Raw genomic sequence first — 18,887 nt, 5'->3', positions numbered from 1 at the left:
TTGGATTCTGCAGCGCCTGTTTATGGCTTTTTTTAGTAGCACAAGCGGCACAAAATGCAGATAAGAAATTTTCTGCAGCCCGTATTAAACAAGTCGCAAAGCCTTGTGTCAAGCGGTTTCCCGGCGATTCGCCTGTCACCGGTCAAGACTTGAAGACAATCTTGGGCGCTACTTTTTTAAGCACCGAAAAGACATAAAAAAAGCGCTCCGAAGAGCGCTTTTTTGGTGCACCGTAGATCAGTGCTTGACGACGTTGGGGTCGGTTGTTCCGGTTGCCGCAGTCACTGCGGTGTCGACCGGGGCATCGACATCGGTCAACGGGACCGGCTGGCGCTCGAGAGCAACCTCAAGCACTTTTTCGATCCAGCGGACCGGAACAATCTCCAGCTTGTTCTTCACGTTGTCCGGAATCTCCGCCAGATCTTTCACGTTCTGCTCGGGAATGAGGACAGTCTTGATGCCGCCACGGTGCGCGGCAAGCAGCTTTTCCTTCAGGCCGCCAATCGGCAGCACTTCGCCACGCAGCGTAATCTCGCCCGTCATCGCCACATCTGCGCGCACCGGAATACCGGTCAGCACAGACACCAACGCGGTCGTCATCGCGATACCCGCGGACGGGCCGTCCTTCGGCGTCGCGCCTTCCGGCACGTGAATGTGAATGTCGCTCTTGCCGAACAATTCGTTCTTGATACCCAGGCGCTTCGCGCGGCTGCGCACCACGGTGCGTGCTGCTTCGATCGACTCCTTCATCACGTCGCCGAGCGTACCAGTGCGGATAATGTCGCCCTTGCCCGGCATGTTCATCGCTTCAATGGTGAGTAGGTCGCCACCAACTTCCGTCCATGCGAGGCCGACCACCTGGCCGATCTGGTTTTCCTTCTCGGCGATACCAAAGTCGTAGCGGCGCACACCGAGGAACTTGTCGAGGTTCTTGCCAGAGACGACAACCTTGCGATCCTGCTTCTTCAGCAGCAGCATCTTCACGACCTTGCGGCAAATCTTGGAGATTTCGCGCTCCAGCGAACGCACACCTGCTTCGCGCGTGTAGTAGCGGATGATGTCGCGAATCGCGGATTCCGATACCTGGATCTCATCTTCCTTCAGGCCGTTGTTCGTGATCTGCTTCGGCAGCAGGTAACGCTGCGCGATGTTGGTCTTCTCGTCTTCCGTGTAACCGGACAGACGAATGACTTCCATGCGGTCAAGCAGCGCCGGCGGAATGTTGAACGAATTCGACGTCGCCACGAACATTACGTCGGACAGGTCGAAGTCCACTTCGACGTAGTGGTCCGAGAAGGTGTGGTTCTGCTCCGGATCGAGCACCTCGAGCAGCGCCGACGACGGATCGCCACGGAAGTCCTGGCCGAGCTTGTCGACTTCATCCAGCAGGAACAGCGGATTGCGCACGCCAACCTTCGACAAGCTCTGCAGGATCTTGCCCGGCATGGAACCGATGTAGGTACGACGGTGACCGCGGATTTCGGCTTCGTCGCGCACACCACCAAGTGCCATGCGCACAAACTTGCGGTTCGTTGCGCGAGCAATCGATTGGCCGAGCGACGTCTTGCCTACGCCCGGTGGGCCGACGAGGCAAAGGATTGGTGCTTTCACCTTGTCCACGCGCTGTTGCACAGCGAGGTATTCGAGGATGCGTTCCTTGACCTTGTCCAGGCCATAGTGTTCGGCTTCGAGCACCTTTTCCGCATTGGTGAGGTCATTGTTGACCTTCGACTTCTTGCGCCACGGCAGACCGATCAGCGTGTCGATGTAATTGCGCACAACAGTAGCTTCTGCCGACATCGGCGACATCAGCTTGAGCTTCTTCAATTCGGACTGGGTCTTTTCGCGTGCCTCTTTTGGCATGCGAGCGGCGATGATCTTCTTCTCGAGCTCTTCGAGGTCCGCGCCCTCCTCGCCTTCACCGAGTTCCTTCTGGATCGCCTTGACCTGTTCATTCAGGTAGTACTCGCGCTGCGACTTTTCCATCTGGCGCTTCACGCGACCACGGATGCGCTTTTCAACTTGAAGGATGTCGAGCTCCGCCTCAAGCTGACCGAGCAGATGCTCATGGCGTTTCGCGACATTGAAGATCTCAAGGATGATCTGCTTTTGCTCAAGCTTAAGCGGCAGGTGCGCTGCTATGGTGTCAGCTAGGCGACCTGCATCGTCTATTCCGGCCAGCGAAGTAAGAATTTCAGGCGGAATCTTCTTGTTGAGTTTGACGTACTGGTCGAACTGTTGGACGATCGCGCGGCGCATCGCCTCCACTTCGGACTCGTCTCCCGCCTCAGATTCGACCGGCGTCAGTTCAGCAACGAAGTGGGTATCGAGTTCGCTGATGTGATGAATGCGCGCACGCTGCGCACCTTCGACAAGCACCTTGACGGTGCCGTCGGGCAGCTTGAGCATCTGGAGGATATTCGCAACGCAGCCGATCTCGTAAATGTCGGATGCGGAAGGTTCGTCCTTGGCTGCCGCTTTCTGCGCAGCAAGCATGATGCTCTTGCCTTGCTCCATGGCGGCTTCCAGCGCCTTGATCGACTTGGGACGGCCAACGAAGAGCGGGATCACCATATGCGGGAAGACAACAACGTCCCGCAGCGGCAAAAGCGGCAGTTGGGTGTGTTCAGTTAGTGTTGTAGAAGTCGTCATGGCGAACCTTATTTAAGAGCTTGTTTAATGATGTAGGCACTGGATGCCAAAACTCAAGTCCAAGCAGCAATAAAAAACACTCTGTTTCAACCCTTTCTTTCAATGCAGGCAATAAAAAAAGCCACACACGAAGTCGCCCTCGGGTGGCTTTGCGATGGAAGCCTGTGGTGATTCCTGTGTCTCAAATTCTACTGCTTCTGGAAAAAAACGGGCTTGAGTCCATGGTGTTCAACGCGTTTGGCTTTAGGCTACTTCGCCCCGGATACCTTGGGCTGCTCGTGGTAGATCAACAGGGGTTTCGCTCCATTGATGATGCAGTTTTCATCGATCACCACCTTGGCAACATTCTGCTGGCTGGGCAATTCAAACATTACCTCCAGCAGGGCATGTTCCAGGATGGAACGCAACCCGCGCGCACCAGTCTTGCGTTCAAGCGCCTTCCTGGCGATCGCATGCAATGCTGCCGGCCGAACTTCAAGTTCCGCGCCTTCCATTTGCAGTAGCTTCGCATACTGCTTGATCAGGGCATTCTTGGGTTCAAGCAAGATTTGGATTAAGGCTTCCTCGTTTAGTTCACTCAAGGTAGCAACAACCGGCAAGCGACCAACCAGTTCGGGAATGAGGCCGAACTTGATCAGGTCTTCCGGCTCGACACCGAGAAGCACATCGCTGGCGTTGCGCTCCTGCTGACTCTTCACGGAAGCAGAGAAGCCGATGCCGCTCTTCTCAGAACGGTTGGAGATGATCTTGGCGAGACCGTCAAAGGCGCCGCCGCAAATAAACATGATGTTCGTCGTGTCGATCTGCACGAAATCCTGGTTTGGATGCTTGCGGCCGCCTTGAGGTGGCACCGAAGCCATCGTCCCTTCGATCAGCTTTAGCAGGGCCTGCTGCACGCCTTCGCCGGAGACGTCGCGTGTAATCGATGGGTTATCAGACTTGCGCGAGATCTTGTCGATCTCATCGATGTAGACGATGCCTTTCTGGGCCTTATCGACTTCATAATTGCAATTCTGCAAGAGTTTCTGAATGATATTTTCGACATCTTCGCCAACATAGCCGGCTTCCGTCAGCGTCGTGGCGTCCGCGATGACGAAGGGGACGTTAAGCATGCGCGCAAGCGTCTGCGCCAGCAGAGTCTTGCCGGAACCGGTCGGACCGATAAGCAGAATATTGCTCTTCGCCAACTCGACATCATCCTTCTTGCCGAGGTGCTTCAGGCGCTTGTAGTGGTTGTACACGGCTACGGACAGGATACGCTTTGCCGTCTCCTGGCCGATGACATACTGGCCCAGCAACTCGTAAATTTCCTGCGGCGTCGGGAGGTCGGACTTCGGGCCGGATACGGACTCAATGCTTGAGGCCTCGTCGCGAATGATGTCATTGCAGAGGTCGATGCATTCGTCGCAAATGAATACCGACGGGCCAGCAATAAGTTTCTTCACCTCGTGTTGGCTCTTACCGCAGAAGGAGCAGTAAAGCAATTTTTCGCCGCTGGAGGATTTTTTGTCAGACATAAAGCAAACTTTGGGTGGAGATTGAACTGATATTACCTGCGAAATCCGAATTCGTCACGACGACGCGCAATAAATTGAATAAATCGGTGTGATAAGTCGCCGCCAAACAAAAACGCCCGGACGTGCTACCGACCGGGCGTTTTCGCATGAAAAGACACGTCAGACGCGGGAGGCGAGCACCTTGTCAATCATGCCATACTCAGCCGCTTCGGCAGCAGACATGAAATTATCTCTGTCTGTATCCTTGCTGATTTGTTCCACGCTGCGGCCGGTTTTTTCGGCGAGGATATGGTTCAAGCGATCACGGAGATAGAGGATTTCACGAGCCTGGATCTCGATATCCGCCGCCTGCCCCTGGGCGCCGCCCAGTGGTTGGTGGATCATGATGCGAGAGTTCGGCAGCGAGTAGCGCTTGCCCTTCGCGCCCGCAGCCAGCAGGAAGGCGCCCATAGACGCCGCCAAACCGGTGCACAGCGTGGACACGTCCGGCTTGATGAACTGCATGGTGTCGAAGATTGCCATGCCAGCCGAGACCGAACCACCGGGCGAGTTGATGTACAGCGAAATATCCTTGTCAGGATTTTCGCTTTCCAGGAACAGCAGCTGCGCGACGATCAGGTTGGCGCTATGGTCATTGACCGGGCCGACCAGGAAGATCACGCGTTCCTTCAGCAGGCGCGAATAAATATCATATGCGCGCTCGCCGCGGCCGCTTTGTTCAATCACCATAGGCACCATACCCAGCATTTCGGTATCGAGTGCGGAATTTCTCATCATGCCTGACATGTGCTTTCCTTATGGAGTTCGCACCGGCCGGATCAGCCTTGTGCGGTGTTGCCCATCAATTCATCGAATGCGACCGGCTTGTCGGTCACCTTGGCCTTGCCAAGCACATAGTTAACGACATTGTCCTCCAAAACAAGGGCTTCAACTTCAGCCAGGCGACGGCGGTCGCTGAAGTAGAACTTGATCACTTGCTGGGGATCTTCATAGCTCTGCGCGAATTCTTCCACTTGAGCCTTGACCTGCTCCGGAGTCGCCTCCAGCTTGTTGGTCTTGACAACTTCGGCCAGGATCAGGCCGAGGCGCACGCGACGTTCAGCCTGGGCGGTGAACAGTTCACGCGGGAACGGCATGTCCTTGACGTTCATGCCGCGTTGGGCCATGTCCTGGCGCGCCATTTCGATCAGGCGGTCGACATCCTGCTCGACCAGCGCATTCGGCACATCCAGTTCAGCGACCTTGATCAGGGCGTTCATCACGCTATCCTTGGTCTTGGCTTTGACGCGGCCGTTGACTTCGCGTTCAAGGTTGACCTTGATGTCTTCACGCATCTTGCTGAGGTCGCCGTCGGCAATGCCGAGGGACTTGGCAAATTCAGCATCGACTTCCGGCAGGTGCGCCCACTCGACCTTCTTCATGGTGATGGTGAATTCCGCGGTCTTCCCGGCCACATCCTTGCCGTGGTAATCCTCGGGGAAAGTCAGCGGGAAAGTCTTGCTTTCGCCAACCTTCAGGCCGAGCGCAGCGTCTTCAAATTCCTTCAGCATACGGCCTTCGCCGAGCACGAAGACGAAGTCCTCTGCCTTGCCGCCCTGGAATTCGACGCCATCGATCTTGCCGACGAAGTCGATGGTCACACGGTCGCCGTTTTGGGCGGAGACGTCGGCACCGCCGTCTCCATGCGCGCCGTGCTCACCCTTGGTGTGGTAGTGGACGCGCTGCTTGCGCAGGATGTCGATGGTCTTGTCGATCTCGGCGTCGGAGACTTCGCCCTTGATCTTCTCGACTTCCGCAGTGGCGAGATCGCCGATCTTCACTTCCGGATAGACTTCGAACGTTGCGTCGAATGCGACGACGTCGTCGCCGGCACCCGTCTTCGGCTCGATCTTCGGGAAACCCGCAACGCGCAGGTTGTTTTCGTTTGCAGCATCGTTGAATGCGCGGCCAACCTTGTCATTCAGCACTTCAGTCTCAACCTGGTAGCCATACTGCTGGGCGACCATCTTCATCGGGACCTTGCCCGGACGGAAGCCAGGAGCCTTTGCGGTGCGAGCACGGATCTTCAGGCGCTTTTCAACTTCCGCCTTGACGTCCGACAGGGGCACGGTGATGGTCATCCGACGCTCGAGTTTTTCCAAAGTTTCGACTGCAGTTGCCATGTGAATCATCCAAAAAATTGTTTGTGCTGTGGTGCGAGGAGGGGGACTCGAACCCCCACACCATTGCTGGCGTCAGGACCTAAACCTGGTGCGTCTACCAATTTCGCCATCCTCGCGGGATAGTGTCTTGATCATGCACAAAAGCAAAGGGCGACCCTGAAGTGAATACCCGGTCGCCCTACCTAGCTTCCCGCAGCGCCGATCATGAATCGCGCACGGACTGCCCGCCTTTGTTATTAGCTCTTCAACTTCAACCCGGCATTTTACTGGATTTTTATATCCCCTGTCCCGATTTTTCATCTTGGGGAAATAAAGGGACCCTCTCGTGAAGGCCCCTGCCCTGCCTAGCGATTACGGGATGACAGCAACCTCTGGCGCAGGTTTTTTCACGCGGAACCACGCGGCATAAAGGGCGGGCAGGAAGAGCAGCGTCAGCGCCGTCGCCACAATGAGACCGCCCATGATAGCTACAGCCATCGGGCCCCAGAACACGGAGCGTGACAGTGGAATCATCGCCAGTACCGCGGCTGCGGCGGTCAGAATGATCGGCCGGAAGCGGCGGACTGCGGCTTCGACGATCGCATCCCACGGGGCTGCGCCTTCCGCGATGTCATGCTCGATCTGGTCGACCAGAATCACGGAGTTGCGGATGATCATGCCGAACAGCGCGATCACGCCGAGCTGCGCAACGAATCCAAACGGACGTTGCAGGATCAGCAAGGCCATCGCCGCACCGGCAACACCGAGCGGGCCGGTCAGGAATACCATCACCGATCGCGAGAAGCTATGCAGTTGCAGCATCAGCAAAGTGAAGATGATGAAGATCACCAGCGGCACGTTCGCTGCGATCGAATCTTGCGCCTTTCCGCTATCCGCTGCCGCGCCCGCGAGCTCGATCCGGTAGCCGGCCGGCAGTGCTGCGCGCAGCTTCTGCAGCTGCGGGTCTATCTGCATCGATACGGTCGGGCCCTGGATACCGTCCACCACATCAGACTGCACGGTAATCGCCCATTCGCGCCCCTCGCGCCAGACGACACCTGGTTCCCACACGAAATGCGCGCGCGCGACCTGCGACATTGGCACGGTGCGTCCACTTGCCGTCTGCAGATTTGCTTCGCTCAGCGCGTCGATGGTTGAGCGCTCCTCGACAGGTTGGCGCATGACGATGTCGATGAGCTTGTCGCCGTCGCGGAACTGGCCAACCGTACTACCGGAGAGGATAGTGTTTGCCGCACGCATCACTGCCTGCGAATTGATCCCCAGCGCGCGGAGCTTGTCCTGGTCGACATCGAGGCGCAGGACCTTGACGGATTCATTCCAGTTGTCGTTGACGCCCACCGTATTCGGATTGGCGCGCATGATCTCTTTCACCTGGTCGGCGATCTCGCGGACCTTCGGCACATCAAAGCCCGACACGCGGAATTGCACCGGGTATGGCACCGGCGGACCGTTGGGCAGCAACTTGACGCGTCCGCGCACTTCCGGAAAATCGTTCTTGAACGCGTCGATGATCTTCAGGCGCAATGCCTCGCGTGCCTTCAGGTCCTTGGGCAATACAACCACTTGCGACACGTTGGTCTGCGGGAAAATCTGATCGAGCGGCAGGTAGAAACGCGGACTGCCCGTGCCGACATAGCTTGTAACGCTTTCCACGCCTTCCTGCTTGTTGATGAATGCTTCGAATTTTTTGGCCTGGGCTTCGGTCGCTTCGAAGGAAGAACCTTCCGGCATCCAAAGCTCCACCATCAGCTCAGGCCGGCTGGAGTCGGGGAAGAACTGCTGCTCGATGAAACGGAAACCAAATACGCCAAGCGCGAACGAGGCGAGCGTCAGGAGAATCGTCGTCTTGCGCCATGTTACGCACCAGTTCACGATGGCACGGAAGCGCTTGTAGAACGGACCGTCGAACAGTTCGTGATGTCCGTCGGCACCAACCGCCGGCTTCACTTTCAACAGCACGTAACCGATGTACGGCGTGAAAAGCACGGCGACAAACCACGAGATGATGAGTGCCAGCGAATTGACCGAAAACATCGAGAACGTGTACTCGCCCGCTGCCGACTTGGCCAGGCCGATCGGCAGGAAGCCGGCCGCCGTGATCAGTGTGCCGGTCAGCATCGGCATCGCGGTCGAGGTGTAAGCAAATGTGGCCGCATCAAATCGCGAGAAGCCCTCTTCCATCTTGCGCACCATCATTTCGACAGCAATGATGGCGTCGTCTACAAGCAGGCCGAGCGCGATGATGAGCGCACCCAGCGAAATCTTGTGCAGGTCGATGCTGAAGACGCGCATGAACAGGAAGGTCACGGCGAGCACGAGCGGAATCGTCAGCGCCACCACCAGCCCCGGCCAAACGTCCAGGCGGAAAGGCTTGGTGTGCAGGCCGAGGGAAAGGAAACTGACCGCGAGCACGATCAGCACGGCCTCGGCGAGTGTACGCAGGAATTCGTTGACGGATGATGCCACGGCCTTCGGCTGGTTGGAGACGCGTCCGAGTTCGATGCCGACCGGGAGCTTCTCTTGCAAGGTATCCACGGTGCTGTCGAGGTCGCGCCCCATCTGGATGATGTCGCCGCCACGTTCCATCGAAACGCCGAGGCCGATCACTTCCTTGCCGTTGAAACGCATCTTTTCCTGCGGCGGATCCTTGTATTCGCGCTTGATGGTCGCGAAGTCGCCAAGGCGGAACAAGCTATTGCCCGCGCGAAGCTCAAGGTTCTCCAAGTCCTTGACGGTCGCCATGGCGCCGGTGACCCGCACCTGCAGGTTGTCGGTTGGTGTCACCAGCGTGCCGGTTGCCTCGACCACGTTCTGCGTATTGAGCTGCTGGATCACGGACTCGAACGGAATGCCGAGTTGGGCAAATTTCTTGTGCGAGAACTCGATGTTGATCTTTTCATCCTGCACGCCGAACAGTTCGACCTTGGAAACTGACGGCACCTTGAGCAGTTGCTGGCGCACGAAATCCGCGTATTCCTTCACTTCCGCATAGGTGAAGCCGTCGCCCGACAGGGCGAAGATCGAACCATAAGTGTCACCGAATTCGTCATTGAAGAACGGCCCGATGACGCCACCGGGCAGCGTGTGGCGGATGTCACCGATCTTTTTGCGTACCTGGTACCAGGCGGCAGGCGTTTCCTTCGGCGGTGTCGATTCGCGCAGCTGGAGCAGGATCAGGGTTTCCCCCGGCTTCGAATAGCTGCGGATCTTGTCGATGTACGGCGTTTCCTGCAGCTTCTTTTCCAGCTTGTCAGTCACCTGCTCCGCCATCTGCAGCGACGTCGCGCCGGGCCAGAAGGCGCGGACCACCATGCCGCGGAAGGTGAACGGCGGATCCTCATCCTGTCCGAGTCGTCCATAGCTGAGCACGCCGCCGATCAGCAGGGCAACGATCAGGTAGCGCGTGAGGGGGATGTGTTCGAGTGCCCAGCGGGATAGGTTGAATCCCGACCTCATTTGACCTCTCCCGGATTCGACGCCGCGGCTGCGGCGCTTGCTGCCTTGGGAGCCTTTTCGCCCCCCAGCAGCTTGACCTGCTGCCCTTGCTTGAGCTGGTTGACGCCTGCCGTGACGACGGTCTGGCCTGGCGTAACACCTGCGGACACGAGGATTTCATTGCCTGCAGTACCTGCGACCTGGACGGGCACCAGCTTCACGCTGCCGTTCTCCACCACCCAGACAGACGTTACTCCCTTGTCATTGAATAGCGCCGCAAGGGGCAACCGGACCATTGCGTGCGGCGACTTCGCGGCAAAGGTGACGTAACCGGTCATGCCGAGCTTGATGTGCGGCGGCGCATCGGGAATCGATATCTTTGCCGTGTAGGTACGTGTCGCAGGATCGGCTACTGGCGAAAGTTCGCGCAACTTGCCGGGAATCTGCTCGTCGCGGCTGGACCAGATGCGGACCTTAACATCCGTTACCTTGCGCAGTGCCTCGACCTTGTCTTCAGGGATGGCGATCACGACTTCCTTCTCACCGGCCTGTGCCACGCGCAACACCGGCGTGCCAGCGGCGACGACTTGTCCGACTTCGGCATCGATGCCGGTCACGACGCCGTCGACATCGGATTCCAGGCTGGTATAGGCGGCCTGGTTCGACTGGTTCCGGTAGGCGGCCAATGCCTGGTCGTAGCTGGCTTGTGCGGCCTTGTATGCCGTTTCCTTGCCGTCAAGGATGGCTTCGCTGACAAAGTTCTTTTCGCGCAGGTCCTTGTAACGCTTCAATTCCGACTTCGCCAGGTCCCGGTTGCTTTCCGCGGCTTTCAGGCCGGCGTTTGCCTGGGCCTGGGCGAGCTTCAGGTCTTGCGGATCGAGCTGCATCAGGAGCTGACCACGCTTGACCTCGGAGCCGACCTCAACCTTGCGCGCCACGATCTTTCCGGGAATGCGGAAGCCAAGCCGTGACTCCACGCGCGCCCGGACCTCGCCAGGAAACTCCGCCACAACATCGACGTTGTCTGCCGCCAGCACGATCGTCCGGACCGGGCGGATTTCCGACTTCTTTTCAACGGGCTTCGAGCATCCGCCAAGCGCCAGGACCGAGGCGATGGCAAGAACAGTTGCTGCGTGAAGGGTGGACAAAGGACGGCGGTGAGTGATCGAAGCCACGTTTTTTCCTTTACTATTCGGGCTGAAAATACATAGCGTCGGCATTTCTGAAATGCCAACGTTTAAATGACTGACCGGTTAGTAATTATACGCACGCCCCGCGCCGTTTGCCTACGGCTTTTCTTGTCAAAATACAACACCATGCCGGTCGAGCACTACGAAAATTTCCCGGTTGCCTCCCTGCTGCTGCCAGCGAGACTGCGTCCTGCCGTCGAAGCGATTTATGCATTTGCCCGCAGCGCAGACGATCTTGCCGACGAGGGCAATGCACCTCCCGGCGAACGGCTGGCAGCCCTTTCGCGCTATGAAGAAGCGCTCGACCGCATCGAAGCGGGCGACGAGGTCGAGGGTGCAGTCTTTGCCAATATTGCGTCAGTCCGTTCGCAGTACGGCCTCCCCTTGCGTCCGCTGCGCGACCTGATTTCCGCATTCAAGCAGGACGTCGTGACGACTCGGTATGCAAAATTAGAAGAGTTGCTCGATTACTGCAGCCGGTCGGCGAGTCCTGTCGGGCACTTAATGCTCTTTTTATACGGAACCGACTCACCCCGCAACCTCGAAGATTCGGATGCCATTTGTTCAGCGCTTCAACTGATCAATTTCTGGCAGGACGTCGCCATCGACTGGCGGAAGGCGCGCATCTATCTCCCCTTGTCGGATATGGAGCGTTTCGGCGTGACCGAGGCGCACCTCGCCGAGGGCATTGTCGACGATGCCTGGCGCAAGCTGATGCGATTTGAAGTGAACCGGGCACGCGCGATGATGCTGTCCGGTGCTTCGCTGGCTATCCGCCTGCCCGGACGGATCGGGTGGGAACTCCGACTCGTCGTACAGGGCGGCCTGCGCATCCTCGAGCGCATCGAAATGGCCGATTACGATGTATTCCGGCGCCGGCCGGTGCTCGGCCCGCTGGACTGGTTGTGCATGGCATGGCGCGCCCTGTCCATGAAAATCCGTTTGGCGCGCATGGTGCATGTCGGCTAGCATTACGGCTTCTTATCAGTCCTACACCAGATCCTTCATGTCTCCGGACGATTACTGCCAACAAAAGGCCGTGCAAAGCGGTTCCAGTTTCTACTACAGCTTCCTGTTCCTGCCGGCGGAAAGGCGGCGCGCGATCACCGCGCTGTACGCGTTCTGCCGCGAAGTCGACGACACGGTGGATGAATGCACCGATCCCACGATCGCGCGCAACAAGCTGATGTGGTGGCGCAAGGAGATCAAGGCGATGCTGGATGGCTCGCCGACGCACCCTGTGACGCAGGCCCTGCAGCCGCATGTGCCGACGTACGCGCTCGACGGCAAGCATCTGCTGGCCATCATCGATGGCATGGAAATGGACCTGGACCAGACGCGTTACCTCGATTTCAAGGGCTTGCAGCGTTATTGCTGGCACGTCGCAAGCGTGGTCGGCATCCTTTCAGCCAGCATCTTCGGCGCGACGCGGCCGGAAACGTTGCAGTACGCCGAAAAGCTGGGACTGGCCTTCCAGCTCACCAACATCATCCGCGACGTCGGTGAAGATGCACGCAAGGGACGGATCTACTTGCCGGTCAACGAATTGCAGCAGTTTAATGTGACCGCTGCCGACATCCTGAACGGGCGGCACAGCGAGAATTTCGAGAAGCTGATGCGCTTCCAGGCGGAGCGTGCGCGTGCCGCCTATACGGAAGCCTACGCCCTGCTCCCGAAGGAAGACCGCCGCGCGCAGCGCCCCGGCCTCATCATGGCGTCGATCTACAGCGCCTTGCTGGAAGAGATCGAGCGTGACCGCTTCCAGGTACTCAACCAGAAGATTTCCCTGACGCCCATCCGCAAGCTGTGGCTGGCATGGAAGACCTACGTGCGCGGATGAGCATGCGCCGGGTCGCGGTCGTTGGCGGAGGCTGGGCCGGCTGTGCGGCCGCGGCGGAACTCACCGGGCAAGGCGCAGCGGTCACTCTTTTCGAGGCGGCCCGCACGCTTGGCGGCCGGGCGCGCGCCGTCGATATCGACGGCAAGCTGCTCGACAACGGCCAGCATATTCTTCTAGGTGCCTATTCCGAATCACTGCGGCTGATGCGGTTCGTCGGAATCAATCCCGATGAGGCAATGCTCCGGCTTCCATTGCAGATGCGTTATCCGGAAGGCACCGGGATGCGTTTCGTCACACCCCGCCTGCCCGCTCCCCTGCACATGCTTGCCGGCCTGCTCGCCGCGACAGGTTTGCAGGGTGCGGACAAGATGGCGCTGGCGCGTTTTTCGACAACCGCGCGGTGGATGGACTGGAAGCTCAATGTCGACTGCAGCGTCGCCGAGCTTCTCGACCGCTTTGACCAGACCGACCGGCTGACGCATCTGATGTGGCGTCCGCTCTGCATCGCGGCACTGAACACGCCGCCGGAACGCGCGTCGGCACAGGTTTTCCTGAATGTATTGCGGGACAGTCTCGGCGCCCGCCGGGCGGCGTCGGACATGCTGATTCCGCGCGTCGACCTGACAACCCTCTTTCCCGAACGCGCCGGCGCGTTTGTCGAGCAGCGTGGCGGAAGCGTGCGGTGCGGCACGCTGGTCCGGCAGATTGCGCGCGACGGAGCACAGTGGCGCGTGGAGGTTGGCGGTGCGACGGAAAGTTTCGATGCCATCGTCATTGCCACGTCGCCCTCGGCCGCGGCAACCTTGCTGGAAGGCGTGGCTGACATCCCCATGCTGGCGGCGTTCGATTACGAGCCGATCACCACGTGCTACCTTCAGTACGCGCCAAACCTGCGGCTCAATCATGCGATCCATGCGCTGGAAGAGCAGCCGGAAAGGGATGAATGGGGGCAGTTCGTCTTCGATCGCGGCTTGCTCGATCCGCAGCGGGCCGGATTACTGGCTGTAGTTGTCAGCGCTTCACGCGAGGCAATCACGCCGGGCCATGATGCGCTCGCCTCCTCCGTCGCCGCACAACTTGCACGTGCCTTCCGGCGCCCGGAACTGGCTGCTCCCGAGTGGAGCAAGGTCATCACCGAAAAGCGCGCCACCTTTTCCTGCCGCCCGGGCCTTGTACGGCCGGCAAACGACACAGGCATCCCCGGCCTCGTTCTCGCCGGGGACTACACTGCCTGCGATTACCCAGCAACCATTGAATCGGCAATAAGGAGCGGCGTACTTGCCGCCCGCGTGATCGCTTAATCGAGTTCGCGCAAGCGCGTGAACGCTTCGTCAATTCGCTCGACGCCGATCACGTTCAAGCCTTCAATCTGCTGTTTGGGCGCATTCGACTTCGGAATCAGCGCGATCGAGAACCCGAGCTTTGCCGCCTCGCGCAGGCGCTCCTGCCCGCGCGGCGCAGGGCGGATTTCGCCAGCCAGGCCGACTTCACCAAATACCACCAGGCCGCGCGGCAAGGGCTTGTTGCGCATCGACGAATGGATGGCCAGCAGCACCGCAAGATCGGCAGCCGGTTCGGTAATTTTCACGCCACCCACCGCGTTGATGAAGACGTCCTGGTCGAACACGGCAATGGATGCGTGACGGTGCAACACCGCCAGGAGCATCGCGAGACGGTTCTGCTCGAGACCGACGGATAGACGGCGTGCGTTGGGTACGTGCGAGGTATCGACCAGCGCCTGGATTTCAACCAGCAGCGGACGCGTGCCTTCCTGTGTCACCATCACGCAGGAACCGGGCACCTGGCTGTCGTGCTGGGACAGGAACAGCGCCGACGGATTGGAAACGCCCTTGAGGCCCTTCTCCGTCATCGCGAACACGCCCAGTTCGTTGACCGCGCCGAAGCGATTCTTGAACGCGCGCACCAGGCGGAAACTGGAATGTGTATCACCCTCGAAATACAGCACGGTGTCGACGATGTGCTCCAGCACGCGCGGGCCTGCCAATGCGCCTTCTTTCGTCACGTGGCCGACCATGATGATGGCAATGCCAGATTGCTTCGCAACCCGCGTCAGCTGCGCAGCGCATTCGCGCACTTGCGCAACCGAACCCGGCGCTGAGCTCAGCGCGTCGGAATAGATGGTCTGGATGGAATCAATGACTGCAACTTGTGGCTTGTGCTCGGCCAGCGTATTGAGAATCTTCTCGAGCTGGATCTCGGCCTGCAGCTGCAATTCCCCGGCATCGATTGCCAATCGCTTTGCACGCAACGCGATCTGCGCACCGGACTCTTCGCCGCTGACATACAAGACTTTTTTCACCTTCGACATGTTCGCGAGTGCCTGCAGCAGCAGCGTCGATTTGCCGATGCCTGGATCGCCGCCGATCAGGACCACGCCGCCGGCCACCAGGCCGCCGCCCAGCACGCGGTCGAACTCGTCGATACCGGTACCGAAGCGCGGTACGTCGAGCGCTTCGATATCGGCAAGGCTGAGGACCGGCGAAGTTTGTGCCAGGCCCTGGTACTGGCCGGAGAAGCGGTTGCCGCCGGACTCGACGACGGTCTCCACCAGCGTGTTCCACTGGCCGCAGGAGGCGCATTGCCCCGCCCACTTGCTGGCGACGCCGCCGCATTCGGTGCAGGTGTAATTGGTTTTCTGTTTTGCCATGAAGAAGGAATGTTTACTGTTCGATCACGCGCACGCGGGGCGCAAGCGCGCACATCAATTCATATCCGATTGTGCCTGCCGCCGTGGCAACCTCGTCAATGGGGAGCTTGTTTCCCCACAGTTCGACCTTGCTGCCGACGCGTGCGCTAGGAATATCGGTCAGGTCGACGGTAATCATGTCCATCGAGACCCGGCCCGCCAGCCCGGTTCTATGACCGTCAACCATGATCGGGGTACCGTTCGGTGCATGGCGCGGGTAGCCGTCCGCATAGCCGCAGGCAACGACACCGATCGTCATTGGCTTTGCGGCAATGAAACGGCTGCCATACCCGACCGCCTCGCCCGCCGCGATGTGCTGGATGCCAATGATTTCGCTTTCCAGGGACATTGCGGGTTTCAGCCCGAATGCTTCCGCGCTGCGTCCGCCCGGCGTTCCGCCGTACAGCATGATGCCTGGTCGCACCCAGTCGGCCGCAAGTTCTGCATGTTCGAGCACGGTTGCTGAATTCGCGACACTGCGTTGACCGGGCAGGCCCATCGTGGCCTGTTCGAAACGCCGCACCTGCTCCGCAAGCGGCAACCCCGCATTGCCAGAATCGTCCGCGTTGGCAAAGTGGGTCATGAGTGTGACGCTGCTCACGGCGGCAATGCCTGACAACCGGGCGTGGGCGGCGCGCAGGGAGTCTGGGGCGAAGCCGAGGCGGTTCATGCCGCTATTGAGTTTCAGATGGACATAGACAGGTGCCTGCAGGTTTGCCTTCTCGATCATGTCGATCTGTTCATTGCAGTGGACGGCAAACTGGATGCCATGTGCCGCGCACACGGGAAGGTCGGCGGAATCGAAGAATCCTTCCAGCAAGAGGATAGGCTTGGTCCATCCCCATTCCCGCAAGCGCACTGCACCGTCGACTTCAATGAGCGCCAGTCCGTCGGCATCCGAAAAGGTGCGCATCGCGCGTTCGAGGCCGTGGCCGTAGGCATTGGCCTTGACGACGGCCCACGCCTTCGACCGAGGGGCATGCGATTTTGCAACTGCAAGGTTGTGCTGCAGCGCAGCGAGATGGATGGTGGCGACTAGCGGTCTGGGCATGAAGCAAATCAAAAAGATGAAGAAGCATGGAGATGCGGAATTTTACCGGACGCTTGGATTCCGATGCTGAACAAATCCCCAGTAGCCTCAGGATTTCATGGTATAAAGCAAGCCGGAGACGTTACTGGTATACCCAATATGCGGATGAATCGCGGTTTCTACACCATCATGGCGGCGCAGTTTTTTTCGTCGCTTGCGGATAACGCACTCCTGATTGCAGCCATCGCGCTTTTGACGACAATGAACGCCCCGGCGTGGATGACGCCGCTGCTCAAGCTGTTCTTCGTCCTTTCCTACGTCCTGCTCGCTGCGTTTGTCGGCGCCTTCGCCGATTCCATGCCCAAGGGCCGCGTCATGTTTGTCACCAACCTGATCAAGATTGGCGGCTGCGTGATGATGTTTTTCGACGTCCATCCACTGCTCGCCTATGCAGTTGTCGGCTTCGGGGCCGCCGCCTATTCTCCGGCTAAATACGGAATCCTTACGGAGCTGCTGCCGCCGGAAAAACTGGTCGCCGCCAACGGCTGGATCGAGGGATTGACCGTGATCTCGATCATCCTCGGCACCGTGCTGGGTGGCGCACTGGTCAATTCCAGGGTGTCGGCCATGTTGCTGGGCTTCGACTTTCCGGTCATCGATTTTGGCATTGATACTGCGGCGGAAGCTGCACTGTCCGTCATCATGGTCACCTACGTATTGGCCGCGCTGTTCAACCTGAAGATCCCTGATACGGGCGCGCACTACCCGGACCAGGAGCACAACCCGATTCGACTGGTGGCGGATTTCGCCGGCTGCTTCACGACCTTGTGGAAGGACAAGCTAGGCCAAATTTCGCTCGCCGTTACGACACTGTTCTGGGGGGCAGGCGCGACGCTGCAGTTCATCGTATTGAAATGGGCGGAGCAATCGCTCGGCATGCCGCTCGACAAGGCGGCCATCCTGCAAGGCGTCTTTGCAGTTGGCGTTGCCTTCGGCGCAACGACAGCCGCGCGCTTTGTGCCGTTGAAGAAGGCACTGACCGTGATGCCGCTTGGTGTTGGGATGGGCCTGATCGTGATCACGATGACACTGGTTCATACCGTCTGGATCGCCTATGTGCTGCTGGTATTGATTGGCGCGCTGGCAGGATATTTCGTCGTGCCGATGAATGCACTGCTGCAGCACCGAGGGCACGTCCTGCTCAGCGCCGGACACTCGATTGCGGTGCAGAACTTCAACGAAAACCTCTCGGTGCTCACCATGCTGATGCTGTATGCGCTGATGGTGAAACTGAACCTGAACATCAACATCGTGATCGTCCTGTTCGGCATGTTCGTGGCAGGCACCATGCTGCTGGCGATGAAGAAGCATGCCATCAACCAGCGCGACCACGATTCGCTGGCGCTCATCGGCGAGCACAAGCACTGACAGCAAGGCCGGATCAGGCCGTACGCTTGATCCGGATTTCCGCCCTGCTGCGCCAATCGTCGGGTACGACGAATCCACGATCCTCTTCCAGCAAGACATCGCCCTCGCGCCGCAGCAAGGCCACCAGCACCGGTGCGCCGCCCTGTTCAAAATGCACGGCAAGGCGATCACGCAATGCATTCCTGTCCAGGCCTTCGCCCAGTGCGAGCCGTGCCGGGGCAAGCCAGCTCAGGCGCGGCAGCACCGCGTAGCTTTCCGCCTCCAGCGCGCCGGCCTCCTCGCAGGTGCACCAGAATCCACGGCAATGCAATGTTGAAATACCCTGCGGGCGTTCCGCCGCCGGCGTCTTGCCGTGGTAGAAGAGCCAGCCCTTGACGAGCGCCTGCGCGGCAGTCACCGGCAGGGGCAGCGCCAGAGTCGCAGCGGGATGGGCCGAAAGCGCAAGCTGGTGGTCCATGATCTTGCGCACTTTCGCGCCCAGCGTATCGGCGAGATTGGGGCCGACGAAATAATCGGCATGCCGGCCGTGCCCGCTCGATTCGAGCAGGTAGAGTTTGGTCGCGAATTCCCAATGCACCAGGCCATCGCCCTGTTTCAGGAGGAAGTCGAATTCACCTATCGTTTCGCTCTTGCCTGACCGGACCTGGACACCGTGGGCGTAGAGACGCCCGCTGTGTTCCAGGTAATACGCCATCAATTTTTCCGCATAGCGGCCGAGGCGGGTGAATGGCTGGATGTCGAGCCACGCGTGCAAAGGCTGCGGCGCTGCGTCCTGGCTTGCAAGCCAGGCACGTACGGCGTCGTCCGGCGGTTCGATGCTGGCGATCCTGCCCTGCCATTCGGCGGCTTGCGCATCGAGCAGGTCGGGTGCGTCGAGCAGCCACGCCAGCGTGCGTACATGGGGATCGCCGAGGAAATTCCAGCGT

Annotated in this window: 13 protein-coding genes and 1 tRNA gene; 4 read left to right on the top strand and 10 right to left on the bottom strand. The window is 59.2% G+C overall.

The features are described 5' to 3' along the window. Positions 1-237: 237 nt before the first annotated feature. The 7 genes from lon to AYR66_RS08615 all read right to left on the bottom strand — a co-directional run bounded on the left by lon (position 238) and on the right by AYR66_RS08615 (position 10,986). Positions 238-2,652 (bottom strand): endopeptidase La, encoded by a 2,415-nt coding sequence (gene lon, locus AYR66_RS08645; protein ID WP_088707165.1) that lies wholly within the window; start codon positions 2,650-2,652, stop codon positions 238-240. A gap of 248 nt (positions 2,653-2,900) precedes the next feature. Beyond that, positions 2,901-4,169: an ATP-dependent Clp protease ATP-binding subunit ClpX gene (gene clpX / locus AYR66_RS08640; RefSeq protein ID WP_088707164.1), complete on the bottom strand. Its 1,269-nt coding sequence runs from the start codon at positions 4,167-4,169 to the stop codon at positions 2,901-2,903. Between the two features lie 159 nt (positions 4,170-4,328). After that, positions 4,329-4,955: an ATP-dependent Clp endopeptidase proteolytic subunit ClpP gene (clpP, locus tag AYR66_RS08635; protein ID WP_088707163.1), complete on the bottom strand. Its 627-nt coding sequence runs from the start codon at positions 4,953-4,955 to the stop codon at positions 4,329-4,331. Positions 4,956-4,987: 32 nt separating this feature from the next. Continuing rightward, on the bottom strand, positions 4,988-6,331 hold the full coding sequence (gene tig / locus AYR66_RS08630) for a trigger factor (RefSeq protein ID WP_088707162.1): 1,344 nt from the start codon (positions 6,329-6,331) through the stop codon (positions 4,988-4,990). Positions 6,332-6,360: 29 nt separating this feature from the next. Then, positions 6,361-6,447: transfer RNA gene (locus AYR66_RS08625), tRNA-Leu, on the bottom strand. A 235-nt stretch (positions 6,448-6,682) separates the two neighbouring features. Further along, entirely contained in the window at positions 6,683-9,787 is a 3,105-nt protein-coding gene (locus AYR66_RS08620) for an efflux RND transporter permease subunit (RefSeq protein ID WP_088707161.1), read from the bottom strand. After that, complete coding sequence (locus AYR66_RS08615; protein WP_088707160.1) at positions 9,784-10,986, bottom strand: efflux RND transporter periplasmic adaptor subunit; 1,203 nt, start codon at positions 10,984-10,986, stop codon at positions 9,784-9,786. Before AYR66_RS08615 ends, AYR66_RS08620 begins: the two co-directional genes overlap by 4 nt. Positions 10,987-11,082: 96 nt before the next feature. Here AYR66_RS08615 and hpnC point away from each other — a divergent pair, with 96 nt between their 5' ends. Genes hpnC through hpnE form a run of 3 tightly spaced genes read left to right on the top strand, consistent with a single transcriptional unit; the run spans position 11,083 to position 14,097 of the window. Beyond that, the gene (hpnC, locus tag AYR66_RS08610; protein ID WP_088707159.1) at positions 11,083-11,925 is read left to right on the top strand and encodes a squalene synthase HpnC; all 843 of its coding nucleotides are present in this window, start codon (positions 11,083-11,085) and stop codon (positions 11,923-11,925) included. 37 nt (positions 11,926-11,962) lie between these two features. Beyond that, positions 11,963-12,796 carry a presqualene diphosphate synthase HpnD gene (gene hpnD / locus AYR66_RS08605; protein ID WP_088709693.1) on the top strand — a complete coding sequence of 278 codons (834 nt, stop codon included), beginning with the start codon at positions 11,963-11,965 and terminating at the stop codon, positions 12,794-12,796. Then, entirely contained in the window at positions 12,772-14,097 is a 1,326-nt protein-coding gene (hpnE, locus tag AYR66_RS08600) for a hydroxysqualene dehydroxylase HpnE (protein WP_088707158.1), read from the top strand. The genes hpnD and hpnE overlap by 25 nt, the downstream gene beginning before the upstream one ends. Here hpnE and radA read toward each other — a convergent pair. Together radA and alr are read right to left on the bottom strand one after the other, a co-directional pair. Further along, a complete protein-coding gene (gene radA / locus AYR66_RS08595) occupies positions 14,094-15,464 on the bottom strand; it encodes a DNA repair protein RadA (protein ID WP_088707157.1) in 1,371 nt (456 codons plus the stop codon). The genes hpnE and radA overlap by 4 nt on opposite strands. Before the next feature lie 13 nt (positions 15,465-15,477). Then, positions 15,478-16,554: an alanine racemase gene (gene alr / locus AYR66_RS08590; RefSeq protein ID WP_088707156.1), complete on the bottom strand. Its 1,077-nt coding sequence runs from the start codon at positions 16,552-16,554 to the stop codon at positions 15,478-15,480. 144 nt (positions 16,555-16,698) lie between these two features. Here alr and lplT point away from each other — a divergent pair, with 144 nt between their 5' ends. Beyond that, positions 16,699-17,961, top strand: a complete 1,263-nt coding sequence (gene lplT / locus AYR66_RS08585; protein WP_088707155.1) for a lysophospholipid transporter LplT — start codon at positions 16,699-16,701, stop codon at positions 17,959-17,961. Positions 17,962-17,974: 13 nt separating this feature from the next. On the opposite strand, the gene AYR66_RS08580 is transcribed toward lplT, so the two are convergent. Continuing rightward, positions 17,975-18,887 (bottom strand): DUF1853 family protein (locus AYR66_RS08580; protein WP_088709692.1); only part of this gene is annotated, 913 nt, incomplete at its 5' end.

It is taken from the genome of Noviherbaspirillum denitrificans, from assembly GCF_002211445.1.
GTDB classification, from domain to species: domain Bacteria; phylum Pseudomonadota; class Gammaproteobacteria; order Burkholderiales; family Burkholderiaceae_D; genus Noviherbaspirillum; species Noviherbaspirillum denitrificans.
Note: the sequence above shows the minus strand (reverse complement) of the source record. Positions and strands in the feature narration are given on the sequence as shown.

Coding starts and splice junctions, on each gene's coding strand:
- lon (WP_088707165.1), bottom strand. CDS start 2,652: ATGACGACTTCTACAACACTAACTGAACACACCCAACTGCCGCTTTTG.
- clpX (WP_088707164.1), bottom strand. CDS start 4,169: ATGTCTGACAAAAAATCCTCCAGCGGCGAAAAATTGCTTTACTGCTCC.
- clpP (WP_088707163.1), bottom strand. CDS start 4,955: ATGTCAGGCATGATGAGAAATTCCGCACTCGATACCGAAATGCTGGGT.
- tig (WP_088707162.1), bottom strand. CDS start 6,331: ATGGCAACTGCAGTCGAAACTTTGGAAAAACTCGAGCGTCGGATGACC.
- AYR66_RS08620 (WP_088707161.1), bottom strand. CDS start 9,787: ATGAGGTCGGGATTCAACCTATCCCGCTGGGCACTCGAACACATCCCC.
- AYR66_RS08615 (WP_088707160.1), bottom strand. CDS start 10,986: ATGCCGACGCTATGTATTTTCAGCCCGAATAGTAAAGGAAAAAACGTG.
- hpnC (WP_088707159.1), top strand. CDS start 11,083: ATGCCGGTCGAGCACTACGAAAATTTCCCGGTTGCCTCCCTGCTGCTG.
- hpnD (WP_088709693.1), top strand. CDS start 11,963: ATGTCTCCGGACGATTACTGCCAACAAAAGGCCGTGCAAAGCGGTTCC.
- hpnE (WP_088707158.1), top strand. CDS start 12,772: ATGGAAGACCTACGTGCGCGGATGAGCATGCGCCGGGTCGCGGTCGTT.
- radA (WP_088707157.1), bottom strand. CDS start 15,464: ATGGCAAAACAGAAAACCAATTACACCTGCACCGAATGCGGCGGCGTC.
- alr (WP_088707156.1), bottom strand. CDS start 16,554: ATGCCCAGACCGCTAGTCGCCACCATCCATCTCGCTGCGCTGCAGCAC.
- lplT (WP_088707155.1), top strand. CDS start 16,699: ATGAATCGCGGTTTCTACACCATCATGGCGGCGCAGTTTTTTTCGTCG.